The 24,978-nt window shown below is 50.7% G+C and carries 15 protein-coding genes; 8 read left to right on the top strand and 7 right to left on the bottom strand.

The features are described 5' to 3' along the window. Positions 1 to 51: 51 nt before the first annotated feature. Together gltB and GA520_RS17270 are read left to right on the top strand one after the other, a co-directional pair. Positions 52 to 4,512: a glutamate synthase large subunit gene (gene gltB, locus GA520_RS17275; protein ID WP_163337668.1), complete on the top strand. Its 4,461-nt coding sequence runs from the start codon at positions 52 to 54 to the stop codon at positions 4,510 to 4,512. Between the two features lie 12 nt (positions 4,513 to 4,524). Next, the gene (locus GA520_RS17270; protein WP_163337667.1) at positions 4,525 to 5,949 is read left to right on the top strand and encodes an FAD-dependent oxidoreductase; all 1,425 of its coding nucleotides are present in this window, start codon (positions 4,525 to 4,527) and stop codon (positions 5,947 to 5,949) included. Between the two features lie 12 nt (positions 5,950 to 5,961). Here the strand turns inward: GA520_RS17270 and GA520_RS17265 are convergent, their stop codons facing one another. Both GA520_RS17265 and aroC read right to left on the bottom strand, forming a co-directional pair. Then, positions 5,962 to 8,058, bottom strand: a complete 2,097-nt coding sequence (locus GA520_RS17265; RefSeq protein WP_240910122.1) for a chloride channel protein — start codon at positions 8,056 to 8,058, stop codon at positions 5,962 to 5,964. Between the two features lie 314 nt (positions 8,059 to 8,372). Beyond that, the gene (gene aroC, locus GA520_RS17260) at positions 8,373 to 9,464 is read right to left on the bottom strand and encodes a chorismate synthase (RefSeq protein WP_163337666.1); all 1,092 of its coding nucleotides are present in this window, start codon (positions 9,462 to 9,464) and stop codon (positions 8,373 to 8,375) included. 257 nt (positions 9,465 to 9,721) lie between these two features. On the opposite strand from aroC, the gene GA520_RS17255 reads away from it, so the two are divergent. Beyond that, positions 9,722 to 10,633 carry a glucosaminidase domain-containing protein gene (locus GA520_RS17255; RefSeq protein WP_163337665.1) on the top strand — a complete coding sequence of 304 codons (912 nt, stop codon included), beginning with the start codon at positions 9,722 to 9,724 and terminating at the stop codon, positions 10,631 to 10,633. Here the strand turns inward: GA520_RS17255 and nudC are convergent. The 3 genes from nudC to GA520_RS17240 form a co-directional block, all read right to left on the bottom strand. Beyond that, positions 10,625 to 11,491: an NAD(+) diphosphatase gene (gene nudC, locus GA520_RS17250; protein WP_163337664.1), complete on the bottom strand. Its 867-nt coding sequence runs from the start codon at positions 11,489 to 11,491 to the stop codon at positions 10,625 to 10,627. The two genes, GA520_RS17255 and nudC, sit on opposite strands and share 9 nt — an antisense overlap. A gap of 16 nt (positions 11,492 to 11,507) precedes the next feature. Continuing rightward, a complete protein-coding gene (locus tag GA520_RS17245) occupies positions 11,508 to 12,821 on the bottom strand; it encodes a diguanylate cyclase (RefSeq protein ID WP_163337663.1) in 1,314 nt (437 codons plus the stop codon). A 131-nt stretch (positions 12,822 to 12,952) separates the two neighbouring features. Beyond that, positions 12,953 to 13,804, bottom strand: coding sequence for a histidinol-phosphatase (locus tag GA520_RS17240; protein ID WP_163337662.1), 852 nt, complete (start codon positions 13,802 to 13,804; stop codon positions 12,953 to 12,955). Between the two features lie 275 nt (positions 13,805 to 14,079). Here GA520_RS17240 and GA520_RS17235 point away from each other — a divergent pair, with 275 nt between their 5' ends. Genes GA520_RS17235 through GA520_RS17225 form a run of 3 tightly spaced genes read left to right on the top strand, consistent with a single transcriptional unit; the run spans position 14,080 to position 18,035 of the window. After that, complete coding sequence (locus GA520_RS17235) at positions 14,080 to 15,579, top strand: transglutaminase family protein (RefSeq protein WP_163337661.1); 1,500 nt, start codon at positions 14,080 to 14,082, stop codon at positions 15,577 to 15,579. Next, positions 15,536 to 16,381, top strand: coding sequence for an ABC transporter ATP-binding protein (locus GA520_RS17230; protein WP_304511242.1), 846 nt, complete (start codon positions 15,536 to 15,538; stop codon positions 16,379 to 16,381). Before GA520_RS17235 ends, GA520_RS17230 begins: the two co-directional genes overlap by 44 nt. 1 nt (position 16,382) lies before the next feature. After that, complete coding sequence (locus GA520_RS17225) at positions 16,383 to 18,035, top strand: hypothetical protein (RefSeq protein WP_163337660.1); 1,653 nt, start codon at positions 16,383 to 16,385, stop codon at positions 18,033 to 18,035. Positions 18,036 to 18,394: 359 nt separating this feature from the next. Here the strand turns inward: GA520_RS17225 and GA520_RS17220 are convergent, their stop codons facing one another. Both GA520_RS17220 and GA520_RS17215 read right to left on the bottom strand, forming a co-directional pair. Further along, entirely contained in the window at positions 18,395 to 20,659 is a 2,265-nt protein-coding gene (locus tag GA520_RS17220; RefSeq protein WP_163337659.1) for a carboxyl transferase domain-containing protein, read from the bottom strand. A 27-nt stretch (positions 20,660 to 20,686) separates the two neighbouring features. Continuing rightward, a complete protein-coding gene (locus tag GA520_RS17215) occupies positions 20,687 to 22,090 on the bottom strand; it encodes a biotin carboxylase N-terminal domain-containing protein (RefSeq protein ID WP_163337658.1) in 1,404 nt (467 codons plus the stop codon). A gap of 388 nt (positions 22,091 to 22,478) precedes the next feature. Between GA520_RS17215 and GA520_RS17210 the strand changes: the two genes are divergently transcribed. Both GA520_RS17210 and lnt read left to right on the top strand, forming a co-directional pair. Continuing rightward, positions 22,479 to 23,357, top strand: coding sequence for a hemolysin family protein (locus GA520_RS17210; RefSeq protein ID WP_163337657.1), 879 nt, complete (start codon positions 22,479 to 22,481; stop codon positions 23,355 to 23,357). Then, positions 23,357 to 24,928: an apolipoprotein N-acyltransferase gene (lnt, locus tag GA520_RS17205; protein WP_163337656.1), complete on the top strand. Its 1,572-nt coding sequence runs from the start codon at positions 23,357 to 23,359 to the stop codon at positions 24,926 to 24,928. Before GA520_RS17210 ends, lnt begins: the two co-directional genes overlap by 1 nt. Positions 24,929 to 24,978: the final 50 nt, after the last annotated feature.

The following is a 24,978-nucleotide window of genomic DNA, read 5'->3' as shown; positions in this document are numbered from 1 at the left end:
GTGTACTCATTTCTTTGCATTTTCAATAAATCCAGTATCCGGAGAGGATGAATGAGCCTTTACGACCCGACCCTTGAAAAGGATAATTGCGGATTTGGCCTCATCGCCCACATGGAGGGCGAGGCAAGCCATAAAATAGTGCGTACGGGTATCTCGTCCTTGGCGCGGATGGCGCATCGTGGTGGTGTGGCTGCAGACGGCAAGACGGGGGATGGGTGCGGATTGCTGATCCAGAAGTCGGATACGTTTTTTCAGGCGGTGGCAAAAGAAAACGGCTGGAGTCTCGGCAACCGTTATGGTGTCGGCATGATTTTTCTAAGCCGGGATCAAACGAAGGCAGAAACGGCGATAGCTGTTATCGAGGAAGAATTGGGGCGTGAAACCCTGACTGTGGCAGGGTGGAGACAGGTTCCGGTGAATACCGAGGTCCTTGGTAGGCTGGCCCTTGAATCCCTGCCGGATATCCGTCAGGTGATAGTGAGCGGTCCCTTTGCCTGGGGAGCAACGGATCTTGAGAGGCGCCTGTATATGGTTCGGCGCAGGATAGAGAAAAGACTGCCGGCTGATCCCGATTTTTATATTGCCAGCTTATCTAATTTGGTTGTTGTTTATAAAGGGTTGTGTCGACCGGTTGATCTGCCTGTATTCTATACAGACCTGGGAGATTTGCGGATGCAGTCCGCAATCTGCCTCTTTCACCAGCGTTTCTCAACCAATACCATGCCGAAGTGGAAACTGGCACAACCGTTTCGCTTTTTAGCCCATAACGGTGAGATAAACACCATAACCGGTAATCGGCAGTGGGCCTCGGCCCGCAGTTACAAGTTCCGTTCACCGCTTATTCCTGATCTCAAAGATGCGGTGCCATTTGTCAATAGTTCGGGTTCGGACTCGTCCGCTCTCGATAATATGCTGGAGCTTTTCCTGGCCGGTGGCATGGGGTTGTTTCGGGCGTTCAGACTGCTGATTCCTCCCGCCTGGCAGAAACATCCTGAGATGGATGATGATCTGCGTGCTTTTTATGATTTTAATTCCATGCATATGGAGCCATGGGACGGCCCGGCAGGGGTGGTCATGAGTGACGGGCGTTTTGCTGCCTGTGGTCTGGACAGGAACGGTCTTCGTCCGGCGCGGTATGTCATTACCCGTGATAAACTTATCACCCTTGCCTCCGAGGTGGGGATCTGGGATTACGGGCCTGATGAAGTGATTGAAAAGGGCAGGGTGGGGCCCGGTGAGCTTTTTGTTATTGATACCCACACCGGGAAACGATGGAGTTCCTGGGATATTGATAGGGAGCTGAAGAGTCAGCATCCATACCGGAAGTGGATGCAGGCCTCCTGTAGAAGATTGGTCCCTTATGAGGATATGGGAGAAACGGGCACAGGGCGCAATCTTGATGATGAGCAGTTGCTCATTCGCCAGAAACTATTTGGTTACAGCCGGGAAGAGGTGGAGCAGGTAATCCGCGTACTTGGTGAATCAGGTAAGGAACCGGTAGCCTCCATGGGAGACGATACGCCCATGGCGGTGCTCTCGCAGCAAAATAGGGCGATATACGATTACTTCCGCCAGAAATTTGCCCAGGTCACTAACCCGCCCATTGATCCACTGCGGGAAAACCATGTGATGTCACTTGCCACCTGTATCGGCAGGGAACAGAATGTTTTTAATGAAACAAGGGGCCATGCACACCGTGTGCTGTTCGAGACCCCGGTCCTGGTAAAAAGTGATCTTGATCAATTACTGGCGCTAGAGCACGACCATTACCGTCATGTGGTACTCAGTATAAATTATCCGGCAGAGGGTGACCTCGAGTCTGCCATAACCGACCTTTGCGACCGGGCACTCGATGAGGCGGTAAACGGGGCCGTCCTGCTGGTGTTGAGTGATCGGGATGTGACGCCGGCAACTCTGCCGATTCCTGCCCCTATGGCTGTGGGGGCGGTCCAGCGTGCCCTGATAGACAACAACCTGCGCTGCGATACCAATATCATGGTTGAGACAGGGAGCGTGCGGGATTCGCATCAATATGCTGTCCTGCTTGGGTTTGGGGCAACGGCTATTTATCCTTACCTGGTGTATGAAACACTGAATGAAATGGTTGAACGGAAAGTTTTCGATCTCTCCGCCAAGCAGGTGATACTGAATTACAGGAAAGGAATCAATGCGGGACTGTTGAAAATTCTTTCCAAGATGGGGATCTCAACCATTGCTTCGTATCGAAGTTCCATGTTGTTTGAGGCGATAGGGCTAGATGACAACGTGGTGGAACTTTGTTTTAAGGGTGTTGCAAGCCGAATAGGCGGTGCCGGTTTTACGGACTTCCGGGAAATGCAGCAGGCACTCTCGCGGTACGGGTGGAATGCACTCCATAAACCACTTCTTCCCGGCGGTTTGGTGAAATATGTGCACGGTTGCGAATATCACGCATTTAATCCGGATGTGGTACAGAGTCTCCAGAGAGCAACCCGTTCAGGCAGTTATGAAGATTATTGTACGTTCTCAAAACTGGTCAATACTCGCCCTGTTTCTTCCCTAAGGGACTTGCTTGCTTTGCGGATGAATCAGGAATCCATCGCGATCGACGAGGTAGAGCCGGAAGAGAATTTCTATCGTCGTTTCGACACAGCAGCAATGTCAATCGGAGCCCTGAGTCGTGAAGCGCACGAGGCACTGGCCATCGCGATGAACCGTCTGGGCGGCTACTCAAACAGTGGAGAAGGCGGGGAGGACCCTGCCCGTTTTCATACAGAAAAGGTTTCAAAAATCAAGCAGGTTGCCTCGGGAAGATTCGGTGTGACCCCTGAATACCTGGTGAATGCTGAAGTACTGCAGATCAAGATGGCCCAGGGGGCAAAACCGGGAGAGGGCGGTCAGCTTCCCGGTCATAAGGTAACACCGCAGATTGCAGAATTGCGCTATGCTATCCCTGGGGTGACCCTTATTTCACCGCCACCGCATCATGACATCTATTCAATCGAGGATCTGGCCCAGCTCATTTTTGATCTCAAGCAGGTGAATCCGGGGGCCCAGGTCAGCGTAAAACTTGTGTCGGAACCTGGTGTCGGAACCATAGCTACCGGAGTTGCCAAGGCATATGCCGATATGATTACGGTCTCGGGATATGATGGAGGGACCGGGGCCAGCCCCCTTACCTCGGTTAAATATGCGGGGAGTCCCTGGGAACTCGGTCTCGCTGAAACCCAGCAGGCTCTGGTCGAAAACGGATTGCGCCATAAAATACGACTGCAGGTGGATGGTGGCCTGAAAACCGGACTCGATATTGTCAAGGCGGCGATTTTAGGTGCGGAGAGTTTTGGTTTTGGCACGGCCCCCTTGATTACACTTGGGTGCAAATACCTGCGCATTTGTCACCTTAATAATTGTGCAACGGGGGTGGCAACCCAGGACGAGACCTTGCGTAAACAGTATTTTGCCGGTCTCCCGGAGATGGTTATGAATTATTTCCGGTTTGTGGTGAGGGAAACACGGGAGATAATGGCTGAGTTGGGTGTCGCCCAATTGACAGATCTGATCGGACGGACTGAGTTGCTCGAGGAATTGCCGGGAATTACGGAAAAGCAGAGAAAGGTCACACTTGCTGCCGTGACAGCCCCTGTTAAGGCCACTGCCGCGTCGGCCCTGTTCCACCGGGAGTTGAATCATCCCGCAGATAAGGGTGAGCTAAACCTGAAGATTGCAGATGATTTCAGCTCTGCGGTAGAGAGGAGAAGCGGCGGTTCTGGCAGTTACGATATCCGGAATACCGATCGTTCGGTGGGTGCCCGCTTATCCGGCATAATTGCTGCGCGATATGGGAACAATGGTCTGAAAAACAGCCCTATAGCTCTCTGTTTTAACGGAACCGGTGGCCAGAGTTTCGGTGCCTGGAATGCGGGAGGTCTCCACCTGATCCTTACCGGTGATGCCAACGATTATGTGGGCAAGGGAATGGCAGGTGGTAAACTTGTGGTGAAACCACCGGTAGGGGTTGAGTATCTGACCCATGAAGCATCAATAATTGGCAATACCTGCCTCTACGGTGCCACCGGGGGGAGGCTGTATGCAGCCGGTCGTGCTGGTGAACGTTTTGCGGTGCGAAATTCGGGCGCCCGGGCGGTGGTTGAAGGTGTCGGTGATAATTGCTGTGAGTACATGACCGGTGGCTGGGTAACGATACTTGGCAGGACGGGGGTGAATTTCGGTGCAGGAATGACCGGGGGATTTGCCTATGTTCTTGATGAGGATGAAGGTTTGGAGCATCGCCTGAATCATGAGCTGGTTGAACTACTGGGAATGGAAGAAAACGATGTACTGCTTGAACACCTGCGGGGCATCATTAGCCGTCATTATCGAGAGACTACCAGCCCCCGTGCGGAACAGATACTGACGGATTTTGATTCATTTAGTTCGCTTTTCAAGCTGGTGAAGCCGAAAACAACGGATGTGGACACGCTTCTGGGACATCGTGGAAATTCACCGCACGAGTTGCTCGCCAATACGCATTAACAGGACAGACTGATGAACAGAAATCTCTTTCAATTTATAGAAGTTGACCGGGTTGACCCGGTCAAACAAAAGATAGGTAAAAGGATAACAGAGTTTGTCGAGATCTATCAGCCGTTCCGCAAAAGTCAGGTGAAAATGCAGGCGGACCGATGTCTTGAGTGCGGGAATCCTTATTGCGAGTGGAAGTGTCCCGTACATAATTATATCCCTGACTGGCTGAAGTTGGCCAATGAGGGACGGATTGAAGAGGCGGCGGAGCTCTGCCACCAGACCAACAGCCTGCCAGAGGTATGTGGCAGGGTCTGCCCCCAGGACAGGTTGTGCGAGGGGGCCTGTACACTTACCGACGATTTTGGGGCAGTTACCATCGGTAGTGTCGAGAAGTATATAGTCGATACCGCACTGGAAAGGGGGTGGCGTCCGGATCTCTCGAAGGTGAAAAAACATGATCTGCGGGTAGGGGTGATTGGTGCGGGGCCAGCCGGGCTTGCCTGTGCCGATGTGTTGGTCCGTAATGGTGTGACACCAGTGGTTTTTGATCGTAACCCGGAAATCGGTGGCTTGCTCACTTTCGGCATCCCGATGTTTAAGCTTGATAAAGAGGTGATGCGGTTAAGGCGTGAGGTGTTCACCGATATGGGCATCGAGTTCAGGCTGGAAACAGAGGTCGGCAGCGATATCTTTTTTGAAGCAATGCTTGAAGAGTTTGATGCCCTTTTCGTCGGAGTGGGAACCTATGCAAATATCAGGGGAGGATTTAACGGTGAAGACCTTGAAGGTGTATATGATGCGCTACCTTACCTGATTGGCAATACCGATAAGCTGCTCGGTTATTCAAGACCGCAGTTCCCATATTTGGACATGGCAGGCAAACGGGTGGTAGTGCTCGGGGGCGGCGATACTGCCATGGATTGTCTGCGCACCGCAATCCGCCAGGGTGCAGCTTCTGTCACCTGTGCCTACCGGCGTGATGAGGCAAATATGCCGGGTTCTGTTCGTGAGGTGGGCAACGCCAGGGATGAAGGTGTGCGGTTTCGCTGGAACCTGCAGCCACTCAGTCTTACGTCGGGTAGCGACGGTCGGGTGAACGGGGTCGAGGTGGTGACAACACAACTCGGTGATCCGGACGATCATGGCCGCAGACGACCGGAACCTGTAGATGGCACCCAACAGATATTACCCGCCGATGCTGTTATCCTGGCTTTTGGTTTTCGTCCTGACCCACCCCAGTGGCTGATGGAGAACGGTGTGTCAATAGGTGATAGCAGGCGTATTGCTATCAATGGGCAGGGTGGTTCCGGTAACTTTTACCAGACCAGTAACGCAAAGGTCTTTGCCGGGGGGGATGCGGTACGAGGGTCGGATCTGGTGGTAACCGCTATTGCCGAAGGCAGGGGGGCAGCCGAAGGAATATTGGTCCATCTTGGTATTGCCTGATTGAGGTGTCTCTTATTTTGACGCAGAAGGTATCGGGCAACTGTTGAGGATAGTTTTGAGCTTTTCCACATCCGAGGTCTTTCCATAGACCGTAAGCACGTCGCCAACGCTTAAATGGGTTGAACCTCTGGGGATGATGATCTTGCCACCACGTTTTATTGAGACAAGGTTTACCTCATCGGGCAAAGGGATGTCTTTCACCATGGCGTTGCCGCAGCTGTCCCCTTCTTTGAGCAGGAACTCAGCAAAGCGGTTCTCCTGTTGTTTTCTGAGGTGTACCTGTCCTTCCTCGATCTGGCCACGTTGCTTGCGCATCACTCCCACATCATAGGCTCGGAGGATGTCACTTCGACTGATGAGCCCACAGAGGCGCTCGCTGCCGTCACGTGAGACAACAGGCAGACGCGCCAGATCACGGGGAGACATCTTCTGGATGGCAACCCAGATGGGTTCATCGGGGAACACCGTGATCGGTGCTTCGATGGCGACATCTGAGACCAGTTTCCCGGTGGAGGTAAAGTCTTCTTGAGACTGCATTTTATGAACATCCTGCAAGGTGACAATACCCCATACATGGGTGTCGTCTTTCATAACCGGAAAACCATGCAGGTTGGTCTCCTGGAAAAGGGCCATGAGGGCAGACAACGGTTGATCTTTATTGACAGTTACCGGTTTGGTCCGCATTACCTCGCTTACCCGAACACCTTGCATGATATCCATATCACGGCCTTCAAAAAAGCGAACACCCCTCTTGGCCAGTTTCATGGTGTAGATTGATTCAGGATGCAGCCATTGCGCAAAGTAACAGGCGGTAATACCCGCCACCATGAGAGGCAGGATCATGAAGTAGTCGTTACTCATCTCAAAGACGATGAGCATGGCGGTAAGCGGAGCCCGTGCAGTGGCACTAAATACGGCAGCCATACCAACAAGGGCATAGGAACCGGGACTCCCGGCGATTGACGGGAAAAACTCCTGGAACAGATGTCCCATGGCACCACCAAGCATTGCGCCGATAAAAAGAGACGGTGCAAATACGCCGCCGGAATTACCTGAACCAAGAGTAAAAGAGGTGGCAATCGGTTTTAAAAAGACAAGGGCAACCAGGACCCAGAGGATAGCCTTGCCTTGAATAGCTTGTTCGATAAAGGGGAAACCTGAACCGTACATGTGCGGGATTGGTGTTGCAGAGGGGCCCGGACCATGAGTGCTTTCAACCATAGGCTGGGCCACATCGGGCAGGTGCATGTAGATAAACCCGATAAGACCAAGGCCGATTGCCCCGATTGCAGGTTTAAACACCTGGGGGAAATCCCAGTTGTCGAAGACATTTTCGCTGAAGTTAAGCATCTGTATAAACATGATGCCCACCAGTGCAGCAGTAAGGCCGAGGAGCAGGTACAACAGCAGCTCCAGGGGAGTATTCATGGTGTAGAACGGAACCTCGAATGCGACCCGGTTGCCGAAAAAATAATGGCTGACGATGGATGAGGAGACCGAGGCTATTACCACATTACCGAAATATCTGAGGTGCAGGCCGCACATCAGTACTTCTATGGCAAAAGCCACTCCCGCAATGGGGGCATTGAAGGTCGCGGCAATACCGGCTGCCGCTCCACAGGCGACGAGGTTTTTGATACGCTCATCAGATAACCGCAGGACCTGGCCGATGGAGGAACCGAGTGCCGAGCCGACCTGGACGATGGGGCCCTCACGACCGGCGGATCCGCCGGTTCCGATGCAGATCGCGGATGCCGCTATTTTGGCAACCGCAACACGGGCGCGGATTCTGCCGCCTCGAAGAATAAGGGCCTGCATGACTTCAGGTACACCGTGACCCTTGGCTTCCTTGGCAAATAAGATGAGTGGGCCGACCAGTAATCCACCCAGGATGGGGATGATTACATATATCCATTTGCCGATAAAAGGGAAAACGTTGAGTGTCGAGGTAAAGGAGAGATGCTGGATCCCGTGTATCAGCTTGATAAACAGGACGGCAGCAAAACCGGTGCAGGCACCAACCAGAACGGAGAGAATCAGCAAGATGAGGCCCTCAGGCGGAGCTAGTCTGTCCAGAGAGCTGCTGAGCGCATTACGTTTTGGTGTCATGAGAATCTCGTCTCGTATCGGTGATGTCTGTACGGCACAAATAAAAAAGCAATAGCAATACCACCACGGAGGGGATTAGTATCCTTCTCCTCCATGCACGGGTATTGCTTTTGCGTTGAATCTTCCTCGGGTATGAATATCTCAAGCCCGTTGCCACTTTCTACTGTTTTCGGCAAATAGATTCAAGTACTATTTTCGTCCTATTATCCGGTATGTTCTCAGAAAAAGACCATTTTTGATTCATTTAACTGACCAGATCAGGCGCTGCAGGAGCATGTTTGCCTGCGATATATCCTCATTTGCACATTATGTTACTAAAATAACATTGATTTCCTTGACTCCTGTTGCATGGCCATGTCAAGAATGACCAAGGCGGCCATCGATTCGACAATCGGCACAGCGCGGGGCACAACGCAGGGGTCGTGTCTGCCTTTTGCCGCAAGTACGGTTTCTTCCCCATCAAAATTCACTGTTTGCTGCGGCATGGATATGGTGGCTGGTGGCTTGAAGGCGATACGGAAATAGATCGGTTCACCGTTGGATATCCCACCCTGGATGCCGCCTGAGTTGTTGGTAGTGGTACCCAGTCTTTCACCTTTTTTAATGAACGGATCGTTATGCTGTGAACCTTGTAGTTTGGTTCCCGCAAACCCGGATCCGATTTCAAAACCCTTGGTGGCCGGAATGGCCAACATGACCTGGGCAAGTTTTGCCTCGAGTTTATCATAGGTAGGCTCACCAATGCCCGTCGGTACGTTCCTGAGTACACAACCGACAATACCCCCGACAGAATCACCGGCGTCCTTTAGTTCTGTTACATACTGTTCCATCCGGGTGTTCACCTCGCTGTCAGGACAGCGGGTGATGTGGCTGTCCACATCCTCACGGGTAATGGACTCGCTGTCAACGGTACCGGCTTCGATAGAGCCGATTGATTCGACCCAGGCCACGATTTCCACCCCATATTTTTCCCGCAGAATTTTCTCTGCCACAGCACCTGCCGCCACATTGCCGATAGTTTCCCGGGCACTGGACCGACCGCCACCAGATGAAGCCCGGATACCGTATTTCATCTGATAGGTATAGTCGGCATGAGAAGGCCTGGGAGTATCGGACATCTCCTTATAATCAGTAGGTCTCTGGTCTTTGTTATTGACCCTCAGGGCTATCGGTGTACCGAGTGTCTTTCCATTTTCTGTGCCGGAGAGGATCATCACCTGATCAGCCTCTTTCCGGTCTGTGGAAAGGGCACTTTGACCTGGACGTCTGCGATCAAGCTGTGGTTGTATATCCGCCTCTGTGAGTTCAAGGCCCGGGGGGCAACCGTCAATAACAACGCCTACTGCTTTGCAATGGGATTCCCCGAAGGTGGTGGTGGAAAAGAGTTTACCGAAACTGCTGGACATGTCTGTTACTCCATGGAATGTAAAATTGAATAGAATAGTGGCATTGGGCCACAAGACAACACTTTGCGCATAGAAGAATGATTTGTAAAGGGAATTCCTTCCCTGGCCGTACAGAATTTGGTGGTGACCTGATATTCTTTCTGTTTGTAAGGGTGCGAAAGTCTTTCATGAGTTGCTGAGTGGGTGGATATCTGGTAATAAGGGGCTCCTGTCGAATTGGGACAGGGAGAAACTTATTCTTTTACTGCACTAATTTCATGCTTTTACGTCGATTTCACTGGGTTGTCCCCTATACGATTTTAACTGTAGCCAGTTGTCTTGTTCTTCAATACTTTATTTTTCCTGCGATTTTCGGACCGGGCAGAAGAGGCCTGGAGCTGAAGGACAGCCACGATCTGGCTCAACTCGTACGGGATCTTGATGGGGAACCGTCCCATATCCTGCAATCGGGCCAGGTACCCCCGATGTTGGTTCGTAACCTTCCCGGTGATCTGGCAATGCTCCCGGTGAATGAAAAAGTCGAGCTCTTTATCTCCCTTATGCTGCCGCAGATTATCCGGGCAAATACCGATATCCGAAATACCCGAAAAGAGTTGTTCCGTATCCTTTCTAAAAGAAACTCTTTTCGACGGCTCAGTCGCGATGAACAGTGGTGGCTCAACTCTCTTGCCCAGGCGTATGGCTGTGACAGCAGCAATGATGTTGAACTTACACTCAGGGTTGATACTATCCCCGTCTCCCTGGTATTGGCGCAGGCCATTGAAGAGAGCGGCTGGGGAACCTCTCGTTTTGCCCGTGTCGGTAATGCGATGTATGGACAACACCTGCCGGAAGGGGGCCAGGGAAAATTCATTTCCTCTCTTCATGGCTCGGTCAAGGTTGCAGCCTTTGACTCGATCTATCTGGCGACCCGGTCTTACCTGCGCAACGTCAACAGCAGCAGGGCCTATGGGGCGCTTCGTCAAATAAGGGGAGATTTAAAGAGCCAGGGGAAGCAGGTAACCGGTTACAAACTGGCAGCAGGCTTATTACATTATTCCGAGAAAGGTGAACAGTATATACGCAATATTCGCTATCTGATCAAACGGTATGATCTCGAAGGGTTTAATAACAGTCGGATAAGTTGGTCTCAAAAAGTTCTCGCCATACGGTTTCCTACTTTAAGTTAACGTTTCGTGGTCCTCCAGAAAGAGCTCTATGAGCTTTCTGGAGATAGATATCCGGGTAGGTAACCGTGGCATATTGGGTGGGCAAAACCATTGAGCATCCTCGAGTTCCCTGGTATCTACTGCAATTTCACCTCCGGCATACTCGGCAGTAAAACCGACCATGAGCGAATCAGGAAAAGGCCAGGGCTGACTGGCTATATAGCGAATATGAGTGATCTCAATCCCCGTTTCTTCACGAACCTCCCGGCGGACTGCTTCCTCCAGCGTTTCCCCTGCTTCCACAAAGCCGGCCAGGGTCGAGTACATGCCTTCAGGGAAATGTGGAGAGCGCCCCAGCAGTATCTCATTCCCCTTAATAACCGACATAATCACAGCAGGTGAAATCCTGGGGTGCACCTGGTAGGAGCAGTCGGTGCATTGCAGTACAAACTCGTTCTCAACTTCTGACATGCTGTTCCCGCATCTGCCGCAGAATCTGTTGTCCCTCTTCCATCGCAGAATCTGGTTGGCCCTGCCGGCGATAACCCAGAGGTCACTTTCCAGATAACCGTGAGCCTCGCGGAGTGAGCAGCTATGGTAACCGTGTGGTATCCGATTCTGTTTTAAAGAGAGTGCGATACATGGCATATCGTCATAGGTGCCGATACAGCGTTTGTCACTGATATCGTCAGGAGATACCGGGAGCGTCATGGACTCCGGAATTGCAAAAGAAGCTTCGGTTTGTTTGAGAAGAAGGTCAAGGCCGCTGAATAGAAACCAGTAGCTATGTATCCCCTGTCGAATCTCGCAGGGAGATGGAACAAATGATTTGCTGAGCGCAAAGAGCGAATCGTTTGCTGGTGAGGATTTGGGAGTCATGGAGCCTGTTTGATTTTTATGGAAGTTCCAATGAGCGAGTATGGTCAACCGGTTCCCGGAAAGCCACGCAGTTCCTGCCGCTTGCCTTGGCGGCATAAACAGCTTCATCGGCGGCGGCGAAAAGTTGTTCATACGTGATATTAGTGTCGGAAGGAATTACCGATATCCCGACACTTGCTGAGATCCTGATGCCGCCGGGACAAAGTTCCCCAATCTGCAACCTCAGCGACTGAGCCCGGTTGATAGCGTCCTGGCTGCTGCAGTGGGGAAGGAGCACCACAAACTCCTCACCGCCCAGGCGTATGGGAGTGTCGGTGCCCCTGAATGTTTCCATCAAGAGGTCGGCGAGTCCCTTTAATACAAGATCACCGGTAGAATGACCATAGGTGTCGTTGACCTTTTTGAAATGATCGATATCGATAACGAGGAGTGAAATTGGGTAATTGTACCTGTACGCCTCTTGTATTGTTCTGTCGACGATATCCAAAAGGTAATGCCTGTTGTAAAGCCCGGTCAGTTGATCCCTGATGGCCAGTTCTGCCATCTGTTGTCGTTGGTATTCGACCGTGTCGAAGAGCTTTTTATTATGTAACAGATTTTTTACGCGAACCCGAAGCTCTTCAAGCAGGACCGGTTTCTGGATATAGTCACTGGCTCCGGCTCTCAATAATTCAATTTTCTGCGAGACATGGGCGATGGCCGAGATGGCTAGGATAGGGACTCTGTACATTGTTTCGTTGATATCCCGTATCTCACGAATAAGGGCAAGTCCGCTCATCCTGCCATCCAGAACCACACTGGTGATAACCAGGTCGAACTCCGCCGTTCGTGCCATCTCTGCTGCTGCTTCGGCATTTGTGAAGTGTATGAATTTAAGCTTGGTATCCTGGAAGTACGTTATAATCTCCTGGACTTGGAGGGAGTCTCGGTCTATAACCAGGATATTGCCGGAGAGATGCGCCTGCTGCCGGGCGTGTTCTGCGTAAATTTTAAGGTAGTTTTCAATCTCGCTCAGTCTGTTCTTCCTGAAAATTTCAGTGACCCCACCGTGCAGGCTTGCAGCGATGGCTTCCTGGCTCTCTTTTGAGGTGATCATCAGGATGGGGATGGTCTCTCCGAATTTCAGTTTGCGGATCTGGGAGACCAGTTCGAGACCGTCGATGTCAGAGAGGTAAAAGGAGAGACAGATCAGGTCGATTGGTGAGCTTTCGTATATTTCCAGTGCCCTGGAACCTGATGTGCAAGCAAAAAAAGAGGTTGCATAATCCTTGAAGATCCCTTCGAGGGAGAGTTGAAAGATCTTTGATGGTTCTACTATCAGGATGTTCACGAAGCAGTTCCCTCAGGGAAAAGAAGTAACCGGAGATGACAGCCGGATTCCACAAGAGGAATTCTCTCCGGTCGCATATGACCGATGTGCCGGGCAGGCATGGGGGGGTGGGTGAAATCCCTGCCGCGGCCTTAGTAGCTGTATATTTGGGGTCGGGGCCAGTTTGTATCAAATCCGAGTGAATCGAGTGTCTTTACGGCCTGTTCCATATTGAGATGGATGTTGTCCAGTCCATGGGAGTCATCTCCCGGAACCACCTTGATTCCCATATCCTGCGCCATACGCAGTATTGAATCTGTTATATATGGCTCATCCGCGCCTTTAAGCAGCGAACGTAGATTGTAATCCATAATGAGGCCAAGATCCATTATCAATTCGAGGTTGCGCACAACCCGCTTGCTGATTTCCGGTTTACGCAAGCGAAACCGATATTCAGGGTCGAATATGCGAATAAGGTCGAAGTGCCCGACAACAGAAGGTTTAAGTAGCTTGATCATGTCATACTGCAAATCGAAATAACGGCAATACATGGTATCGTAACCACCCACGGATTTTGCCGTGTTGTCGTATTGCTTCAGGGAGTAGTCAAATCCCATATCGTTAACAAAATGGACAGAACCGACGATATAATCCGTTTGAAAACGCTCAAGCAACATGGGGATAAACGTGTCGTATCCACTATAGGTTTCTATCTCCATAGCGGTGTATATTGTTATCGTGTCGGCATACTTTTTTTGCAGGCGACGGCACTCCTCAACATAACCGGCGAAACGGTCCATCAGGAACTCAGGGGTGAAACCCGCTTCAACCTGATCCGGGTAGAGAAGCTCTTTACTGATGGCCGGCACGTGTTCAGTTACGCCAACCCAGCTGTAACCGAGGTCTATGTATTTCAGGATGATGTCTTCCAACATGTCCTTGGCGTGGTGACAGAATTGTCCGCTATGCCCGCCGTGGACAGAGACGTACTGCTGGTTATTCATGGTGTCTGAACCTGTAGGATTGTGGGCGTTTATTCTTTGTAAGATAAGTACCACTGGTTGATACGCCAGCGGAGAGTATGCACGTTCTACCAGAATCGTGGATAATCCTCAAGTCGGGTTTTGAGGATATCTCTATTATTAGTGTAATATTATAACGTTATTTGGTTGTCGAAAACGTAAAATAAGGCAGTCGACTTGCTATTCTTGATGGAAGTATACATTTTATACGTAACTCTCAGATGGGCAAAACCAACCATGAATTCTATTTTATGAGTATGAACAAAAAGATACCGACCATACTGAAAACTGCGGTAGTTGTTGTCTGGGTTCTCCTGCTGGTTGGCCTGTTTAAAAGGGATGTGTTTATCACATCCGTAACGGCGGATCAGCAGCAACTGTTAAACCGGGCAGACAGAGAGGAGTATCAGGGGATCTATTTCAAGGATGCCAAGATCGGTTATGTGGTAAACAACTATACTATAGGTGAAGAGAATACGGTACGGATTGACCAGAAGGCGAAGATGCGTATCAATGTCTCCAATATGGAGCACCTGATTGATCTGCGACTTCAGGCGGTTCTGCTTGCTGATTCTACGCTTCGAACGTTTTCGTTTTCTTTTGATTCTCCATTTTACAGGATGTCGGCTGAAGGTGAGGTGGTAGAAGGGGCCGTGGTCTTTGAGCTTACAACCGGCAGTAACACCATAAGAAATTCCATCCCGGTAGAGCAGCCGCCCATGTTGCCTACGGCCCGGCGTGGTTATCTTTTGACGGATACCCTGAACGAGGGTGATAAGGTTAAGATTCCTTCTTTTGATCCGGTAAGTCTTACTGCCAAATCAACTGTGATCGAATATAAGGGCAGGGATCGGGTATTGATAAACGGCAGGGTCAATAATCTTCATAAATTTATGGAGAATTACAGTGGTGCACGTATCAATTTCTGGCTAGATGATAACGGTGATGTCGTTAAGGAAGAGTCTCCGGCAGGCTTTGTTTTTCTTAAAGAACCTAAATTCAAGGCACTGTCCTTTGATGAAACCAGTGATGACCTGCTGGCCGCAGTGGCGGTAAAAATCTCCGGCACGATGCCGGATCTCGATGAATTGGAGCAATTGAGTTATCGTCTTGAGCTGCCGGAAGGAGAGGCTTTTGATCTTGATGATGGCAGGCAGCAGCTAGAGGGGTCCGTGCTGACGGTTACCAGAGAGATTTTGCAGGAGTATAGCGGGGAACAGCAAGGTGCCTGTGACGGGGCTGAGGCCGCTCTTGTCTCCTCACCGTATATCCAGGCAGAGGATCAGGAAATCGTAAAACAGGCCAGGTCACTTATTGAGGGGAGGGACGGGAGACTGGCACAGATAAAGGCGCTTGCAGACTGGGTCTATACCAATATAGAAAAGCGGCCGGTACTGGGTATCCCCGATGCCCGCACCACCTTTGTCAACAGGGTGGGTGACTGTAACGAGCATGCAGCCCTGTTTGCGGCTCTCGCCCGCAGTGTTGGTATACCGACTCATATCGCCGCAGGGGTGGTCTACCATAAAGAAGCCTTTTATTACCATGCCTGGAACGAAGTGTGTGTGGGTGACCGATGGCTATCGCTTGACACCACGACCAACCAGCTGCCTGCCGATGTGAGCCACATACAGTTTCTGCGGGGTGAGATGGAAGAACAGGTTCGCATCGGCGCGCTTATCGGAAAACTGGGAATTGAGGTGTTGCCCCGGAATGATTCGAACAAAACGACTACACCAGATAATGAAAAAGAGTAATATGACGGATATCCTGCGAACCGAAAATCTCTGTAAGTCTTTTGCCGGTTTTGAAGCGGTGATCGATGTGAATATTTCCCTGAAGAAGGGAGAAATATATGGATTTCTAGGCCCTAATGGTGCCGGTAAGACCACAACAATCAAGATGCTCGTCGGGTTGTTGCGCCCAACAGGGGGGGAGGTAAAGATAAATGGCAGACGGATGGTGAGTGAGCCGCTCGAATGCAAAAAAGTCACGGGCTATATTCCGGACCGGCCTTTTCTCTATGAGAAGTTGACTGGAGAGGAATACCTGCGTTTTATTCAGAGTCTCTATCCGGAGGCTGCCGCTGGGAGAGGACTGGAGAACGCGGACCAATACCTCACTTTGTTTGACCTTCAGGACTGGCGGCATCACCTGATCGAAGGATACTCCCACGGCATGCGCCAGAAATTGATCATGACCTCGATACTAATGCTCGACCAGCAGCTTATTGTTGTCGATGAGCCGATGGTGGGGCTTGACCCGAAGAGCGCACGGGTTGTAAAAGAATTGTTCCGCCAAAAGGCACGAGATGGGAAAACGATCTTTCTCTCTACCCACTCCATGGAGATCGCTGAAGAACTCTGTGACAGGATTACTATCATTGTCGGTGGCCGAATCCGAGCCACCGGCACAATGAAGGAACTCCGGACGATGGCCGGAAATGATAAGGAACACTTAGAAGATGTGTTCCTCCAACTGACCGGGGCCTTTGAGCTGCAGGAGGTGATAAGAGCTCTGCGGGAGCCCGTCTCGAAAGTAGCGGAGGCAGAGGACTGACATGGAGCAGATGCGCCTTCTGCAACCGTGGCTGCAGACCAGTCTGAACCGGTTGTTTCCCGGCAAGAAAATGGGTTTGAGCAGTATTCTGATAGTCCTGGTCGGCTTGGCTGTTTGTGTCACTATTTATCTGGTTACAGCCAGGGTACTAACGTACTTCCATAGCCAGAATGAGTTGGGTGTCATCCTGAGTCTGAAGATATTCCAGATGGCCTGGATCATGATTTTTGCCATGCTTATTTTTTCCTCCATGATCTCGGCTGTCTCCACCTTTTATCTGGCGGAAGACAATGAGATTTTGTTGAGTTCCCCGGTGGAACCGTCGGAAATCTACCTGATGCGTTTTATCACCACTGCCATCCACACCTCCTGGATGATCCTGATTTTTTCCCTGCCGGTATTTGGCGCTTATGGGCAGATATTTGATGCCGGGCCTTTGTTCTGGCCTCTGCTGTGTATTACGGTGCCTACCGTAATGGTGATAGCCACAGCTGTTGCCACCATTGTGACCGTGGTGGTGGTCTATTTCTTCCCGGCAAGAAGAACAAAGGATATCGTTCTTTACCTCTCACTCTGCTTTGGGCTTTTCCTGTATCTGGTCTTTCGCATGATCCGTCCGGAGGATCTGGTTAATCCTGAAAAGTATGGGCAATTTATCGACTACTTCTCTGCTGTATCCGCACCCGCCGGTCCCTGGCTGCCTGCCGGCTGGGCAGCCAATATGCTCTCTTCCTACCTGCTGGAAAGGGAGATCGACTGGTTGCTGGCGGGCCTGCTTTTGACCACTCCGCTGGTATTGTTTTTTTTCGGCCAATATTTGATGAATCGTTTTTTTACAGCGGGGTATTCAAAATCACAGGAATCTTTCGGAGGGCACCAGGCGTTTAAACCGGTTCGTCGGTTTCATTCTATCCGGGCCTGGATTTTTCGGAAGGAATTGAAATATTTCCTGCGCGACTCGAGTGAGTGGTCCCAGTTTTTCATGGTCGCGGCACTGATCGTCGTCTACCTTTACAACTTCAAGGTGCTCCCGCTTGATCGTTCCCCCATGTCTGTGGAGTTTATCAGCAACCTGATCTCTTTTGCCAATATTGGGCTTTCAGGTTTTCTGGCGGCATCGCTTGCCACCCGTTTTGTCTATCCTTCTATTTCTGCAGAAAGGGGCGCATATTATCTTATCCAGACCTCGCCGCTGACCTGGGGACAATACCTCTGGTATAAATACCAGTTCTATTTTCTGCCCTTCACCTTGCTGAGCCTGGGATTGGTGGTGGTATCGAATAACCTGTTGCAGATAGAAGGGCCGATGCGCTGGGTATCCGTTTTTATCGGTCTGTTGACAACCTGGAGCTGTCTCGGTTTCGCCCTGGGTTTTGGTATGTACTTTGCCGATTTCAAATCGGAGAGTAAGGCTGGGGCAATGGAGCCGGGGGCCATCTTGTTTCTGTTCTGTGCGCTTCTCTACCAGTTTGTTATTCTGCTGAGTGGGGCAAAATTTATTTTCAGGCTGGTGCGGAGGGCTCTCATTTATGACGGGATACCATTGTTTGACCTGGCTGTGGTTTTCCTATGGGCTGTGGCGGCCATTTGTCTGTCTATCCTACTGGTTCTTTCCCTTTGTCGTAAAGCGGTACAAAAGAAGGAACAGATGTAGAATACCTCTTTAATCTTCATCACCTTAAACGTCTAAGACTGATACTGATCTGACTAATTAAAATTCAACTTCTGACCTTCGCTGACAAGGACGACTCTTCTGAGGATGCTGTGATATCTGCATAGTATCCCACGAAGATGACGTATCATGTAACTTTCTGTTGGTGGAAGGTAATACGCTGTTATTTTTTTTTATTTCTATCCTATTACCCCAGCCAGGATCTTCAGCAGTAATACTTCCAACAGAAGAATCGTTTTTACACTTTAAGGCCAGGACATATCAAACAGCATGTAAGTTTAGGCAAAAAAAAATCCCGGACCAGATTGGTCCGGGATTTGCGATTGAATAGGCGGTGTTCGTTATCTGTAATAGAGACTCGAGCTGCCCATGGTCAGTAGTGACTTATGCAGGTTGCGACGGAATTCCCGGCGATCCCAGATTCCCTGAATATGTCCGCGCCTCAAAGCATTGCGGGCGGAGTGGTAATCGGGCGGGATGTCGATGCCGGTGGTCTCGCGGATAACCCGTGGTCCGGCAAAACCAACCCTGCTTGAACGGATGGCGAACTGGTAGGGGGAGCAGCCTAAGAACGAGGCCACCGGTCCTGCGTAGCTGTTATTGTCGTAGACAACAATATACAAACCACCGGAATCGATATATTCCCGTACCGCCATTGTGCATTTCGGCATCTGGACCACACCGAGCGTGCCTTCCTGGATGCGAATGCCGCCTGTGGTGTGTATATAAGCCAGCAGCGGACGTTTCTTCCTCTTGGCGAGGTCACAGGCCTGGGCGAATTTTTCGCCTTCGGCACTTCCTACCGTCCCATTCCGGAAATCGGAATAGAGCATGCAGACTACGATCTGGATGCCGTTGATCTTGGCATGGAAGGTCATATTACCCGCATTGTTGCCGGTTTTCCGTTTGGCGGACTGAAGCCGGTCTGAGAATCCGGTGTACTCAAGCGGGTTTCCTGAAGAAATATGGGAGTTAAAAAACCTGAGCGAGCCGGTATCGAAGATGTTCTCCAAGTACCACTGGTATTCGAGCGGGAAATGGTGGCCGCAGGTCTCGCAGACTCCGGCAAACTCACCGTACAGATCCGGGATCCAGAGATCCTTGCAGTTGTGCTTCTCTGCGTTCGGGCAACTGACGGTCCTGTCTTCGTTGGCCAGCGGGCTGGTGTAAGTGTCGGTCAGCTCAAGAGGATCGACTATCCGGTCTTCTTCCTTGTGGCCGTTGGTATATGTAAGAAGTTTTACGGGTTTTTTCTCTTTCTTTTTGTTGAGCATCCCTATGACGGCGGTTACCGGTTCGGTGAGCTTCTTGAGCATAACCGAACCTTCGTCGGAGACATCCTTTAGGACCTTGTGAACCTGTTTCTTGTGGTTCTTAAGGATATCGTACCGGACGGTGTAATAGACCTTCTCCGTTTTTACCTTGGCCAGGTTGTATCTGTTCTGTGTTGCCTCCGGTTCACCGGTGTAACCGAACGTGGCCATTTGCCAATACTTCTGGGATCTCAGTTCCAGAAGTTTTTTTACCTCTTCCTTGTTGAGGTCCCAGGAGACCATGACCTGGCGATCGTCTTCTTCATGTTTCTTCTTACGATGGATTTCAAGTGAACGAAAGGCTTTAAAACTTTTGGTGTCAAGGACCACTTTGTTGGTGGCCTCGATCATCTCTTCACGGAGTTGGTTAAAAAAAGCAAAATCGTCTCTTCTGGCGCCAAGTTGCGGTTCCTGGATCATGCGGTCTATGGTGCCGCGGATCAGGTTGTCCTGAGCGGTAAGGCGGAGCCGGTCGGCACATACTTCGATCAGTTCCTTCGGTACCTTTGATCCTTCCCGTATCTTTCCTTCAATGGCGGCAGCACCTTCTGGTGAAATAACTGAATAGTACCCATGGCTGGCCATCATGCGGTAATCGGAGAGACCGATTGCTTCTGCACCACCAGACCCCCCTTCAGAGATCATAGAGACGATGGGAACCCTCAGCTTCGTCATGGCGTAGATATTCCGTGCAATCTGCTGGGCGGCACCCGGATATTCTTCAACAGGGTATGAACCTGGAGTGAAAATGTAACTGTGGATAGGAATACCTTCGGTCTCAGCAACCTTCATGAACCTGAGAGCCTTCTCGTTGCCCTCAGGTTTACAGGAGCCGCCGTTACGGAATTCCTCACCATGGCCCGTCTCCTGGCCAATGACCATAACCGAGGAGGTGTAGGTCTTTTTCTTTACCCTCCTGACGATGGTGGCTTTGGCACAGATCATGGCAGGATCGACATTAGCATCTTCCTCGCCTCCCAGTTCAGTATAATCCTCGTAGACATTTTCAAGGATGTCCTTGAGACTGAACCGCTGGATGGAGCGTACGATCCGGACCCGTTCCATGGGGCTTAAATGTTCTTCGGCCCGTTCCTCAAGAAAGGAAATGGAATCATTGAGCTTACGGATTTCAGCATCAAGCTGTTCTTCCGTATGATCGTAGAGATTTTGCTTGAGTTGGTCGCAGGTTGCCTTAAAACCTTCTAGGTTGCCCCAGTTGGCATAATCTTTTACCTGAAGCAGATAGTTGATCCGCTCCTCTATTTTTATGAGTTGTTTGAGCTGATTGTTCATAAAATGTATATTGACTGGCCGGGCTGCCTAGAAAGCGAGCAGACGGTCCAGATTATTTCGCAGATATTCGAGGTTTGTGATGATCGGGTTGTCGCTGGAATCCTTGCCGCGGATCACCGTTTCATCAATAAATTGTACTGCCCGGGCCTTGGCTTGGTCCATGTCGTCACCCCAGACCAGAGCCAGTGCCAAATTCGGGTCGAAGTCGCTCGGGATTGGGTAGGGGCGGTCTGACGGGACGTGGGTGTAAACCACTGACCAGTCGTATTCCGGCAAGGAGAACTCCTCAATGGTGCCGATCCACGGCGCGAAGCCACGACGTGTGTCTTCGGCCACGATACGGAGTTCGATAGATGCTCCCCTGAACTCAACCTTGTTCTGCTTGTAGCCTATCTTGTCTCCCAAGGCGACGCGGATCTGTTCGCGAATAAGATTGGGTTGCTGGCCGTCAAGATAGCTGATACGGGCAGAGATGTCGTTTTCAACCTGGATTCTTGTATTCACCTCAAGCAGGTACGGCTGGCCGGAGCGGCTGACGATCCATTCCCAGGTGCCGACGTTATCGTATTGAACGTGAGCAGCCAATTTGAGTGAGTATTGGACTATTTTGTCCAGTACCTTCTGTTCATCAAAATCATATTCGAAGCAGGACTCGTGAAAGCCGGGTGCCGCTTCGACGCGTTTCTGACGCCCCGTGGACTGGATGGTACAGTTTCGTGAGCCGAAATGAATACGCTCATTATGCTTTGAACAGAGCAACTGTACTTCCAGGTGATTGTAGTCCCGCAAGCATTGTTCTATCAGGACACCGCCATCGCCGAACTGCCGTTTGGCATAGTTCTGCAGTTGCCTGTAGACGCGCCGGAACTGCTCGATCTCGGTCACTTCCTCGATACCCATACCGCCGCCACCTGCTGCCGCCTTGATCAGGATGGATGGGTTCTCGATCCCTTCAGCGGTCTGGTTGTCGAGAAGCTGCTGGGCGATCTCTTCCGCCTCCATCTCGTTATAGATGGGGGCGTCGGTGCCGGGAATGGTCGGGATGCCGAGTTTGTTGGCAACACGTTTGGTGTTGATCTTGTCGCCCAGACTCTTGATAACCTCCCAGTTCGGGCCGATAAATGTCAGCGCCCGATCACGGATTGTAGCCCGCCTGGCAAACCGGTAGTCTTCTGAGAAGAAACCGTAGCCGGGATGGATGGCGGTGCAGCCGGTGACGTCAGCAACGGCCAGGATATCGTTGGGATCCGTATAACTGGTGATACGCCAGGCGTTCTGGTTGGGACCTTCGGTGATATTGCATTGTACATGTTCGGAGTCCCTGTCCGCCTCGGTATAGACGACGGCGTATTCCAGGCCGAGGTCCTTGCAGGCGTTCATGATCCGGATGGCAATCTCACCACGATTTGCTATGAGTACCTTTCCTTCCAAACTAATTGTCCTCTATATTTTACTTATGAATGTGTCTGTTTGAATACTATCAGGTAATAATAAAAAACTCCGACCATCTGTTGTCAGAAAGATCAGAGTGTGGGGGATTATGAAACGACACTACTATAGTCACGCAATGTCGATAAGAAAAGGGAAAAAAGTGTAAAATTCCAAGGCAGGGGTTCAATAAGCGATCAACGGGGTAGGATTGTTTTTTTCTTCTTGACAAGGGAATTGAATACCCATACCTACTACAATCAGGTTAATAGGCTCTTTAAAACCTCCTGTATTCCGGCAAGGATAATCGAATTGGGATACGGTTGAAAGGCTTTTTCAGTTCATGGAATTTAAAACGGAATACAGAAAATTATTCAACTTCTTATAAAACATGCAAAAGGAAAATGATGCGGAACAGGATGAGTCTTCCGAACGAAAAGGCATCCTGAAGCAGTTGCTCTCTCTCGTCCCGTTTGGAAAACCGGAAACGACGGAAGACCTGGAGAATGAAATCCTGGAATTACTCGAAGACGGTGAAGAGCAGGGGTTGATCACCCGTCTTGAAGAAAGAATGATCAACTCCATTTTTGACTTTCGTGATACGCTCGCTGCCGAGATCATGACCCCGGCAGCTGAGGTTGTTAGCCTTGACGCCTCCCAGCCCATGACGGAGATTATCGATGTTGTCATCGATAACGGTTTCACCCGAATTCCTATCTATCGTGAAAATCCGGACCGGGTAATCGGTATCCTTCACGCCAAGGATTTACTGCAACTCTGTGCCCGACAGCAGGACCAGCCGTATTGTATCGACGATTTCCTTCGTCCGGTCTATTTCATTGGTGAAAAGAAACATATTGTTGACCTGCTGCGTGAATTCCAGATGAGGAAAAGCCATATGGCGATGGTGACGGATGAATTCGGCACCGTGCGCGGTCTTATCACCCTCGAGGATATTCTGGAAGAGATTGTCGGGGAAATCGATGACGAATACGATGACGATCAGGATATGATCGAAAAAGTCGATAATGATACCATCGTGGTACATGCTCGACTGGATGTGGAAAAGATTGAGGAGTTCTTTTCGGTTGAGTTGCCAGAAGGACCCTTTGAATCAGTAGGTGGCCTTGTTATTCACCATCTGGGTCGGCTTGGCAAGACCGGGGACAGGTTGGTGGCCGGTGAGCTGGAATTCGAGGTGAAAAGCGCCTCAAAACGCCATATCAAGATGGTGGTCATCCGGCGGGTGCCCGGAGAAGGTGACGATTGATGTCTGTGGCACGTTTCCGTTTGCCTTTTCTCGGTTTTGTAACCCCGCTGCTTATCTGGCTGGCATTTCCAGGTGGGGGGGAACTGTGGCTCTTGCTGGCTGTAGCCCTGGTGCCTTTTATCCTCTGCTTATATTCCCTGACGGGTAAACAGGCGTTTGTTCTCGGCTACCTTGTGGGGCTCGCCTGTTACGGACTGCAGTTGTACTGGTTGGTGACAGTGCTTTCAAAATATGGTGGTTTGCCGCTCTTTATCGCTGTACCTGTCTTGTTTCTCTTGCTCTCCTATATGGCTGTTTATATGGCCATTTTCGGTTGGTGCGGCAGCCTGATGCTGAGGCACTTCTCACCTCTGGCTCTGCTGGTCGGCCTCCCGTCTCTTTGGGTTGGGCTGGACTGGTTACGCTCCTTTCTTTTCAGTGGTTTTCCCTGGATGGATCTCGGGTACGGGGTAGCGGGTGTACCTCTTCTCGTCCAGTCGGCGGATCTTTTTGGTCATCATCTTTTGACCTTTTTACTGCTGCTGCTCAATACCCAGATAGTTCTCCTGATACTCCGGTGGCAGAATCGAACTGAAAATATCCTGCCAATGGTAGTGACTATCTCGATGATTGGTGTTGTTGCTGCCTATTCTACCTGGCGGCAGGGGGATGTTGATCGTATATTACAGCTCCCGGGGACAGAGGTTCTGTCGGTGGGCGTGGTTCAGGGCAATATCGACCAGTCCATGAAGTGGTCTCCCGATCAGCAGCAAAGGACAGTCGGTACTTATTTGGCGGCTACGGACACTCTTGTTGCAGAAAGAAATGCGGAACTGGTCGTCTGGCCAGAAACGGCGCTTCCCTTTTATCCCACCGCATATCCGGGAATGTACGAGATGTATAACGGGTTGGCGAGGAGCGGAACTGCTGTGCTCACAGGCGCGCCATGGTACGAGATAGCTGATATAGAGAAACGGCAGATCAATTATTTCAACAGTGCTCAACTTTATCTGCCAGATGGCTCAATAGCTGGTTCATACTATAAATCCCACCTGGTGCCGTTCGGGGAATATGTACCCCTGAAACGGTTTTTACCTTTCCTGGCTCCTCTTGTTGAGGCAGTGGGTGATTTCAGCCCCGGCCGGATAGAAGGAACCCTGGATTTCGGCAATGCCAGAATCGGGGTGCTCATCTGTTTTGAATCCATTTTTGGAGATATGGGCAGAAAATGGGTTGAAAAGGGGGCTAATGTGCTTGTTAATTTGACCAATGATGCCTGGTATGGTAGATCCAGTGCCCCATATCACAGTATGGCCATGACGGTATTAAGGGCAGTGGAGACACGCCGGAGTATCGTGCGGTCTGCCAATACCGGTATCTCCGGCTTTATCGATCCGCTTGGCCGGGTTGAAGGAGCATCCGAAATATTCACTCCCTGGAGTGGCGCCAGAACTGTTCCGTTACTGACGCAGACCACTATGTTTGTCCGCTGGGGTTACCTGTTCGGACCGCTCTGTTGTCTCTGCGGATTTGGTCTGGTTGCGGTGATATGGGTGCGAAAAAAGCGGTCCGGAGGCGAAAAGGGAAGCTGAATTCAGCTGTCGGCTGACGGCAAAGAACATGGTATACTTGTGGGAACCCA

Origin of the sequence: Desulfopila sp. IMCC35008 (assembly GCF_010646885.2) — a bacterium.
Taxonomy (GTDB): Bacteria; Desulfobacterota; Desulfobulbia; order Desulfobulbales; family Desulfocapsaceae; genus Desulfopila.
Note: the sequence above shows the minus strand (reverse complement) of the source record. Positions and strands in the feature narration are given on the sequence as shown.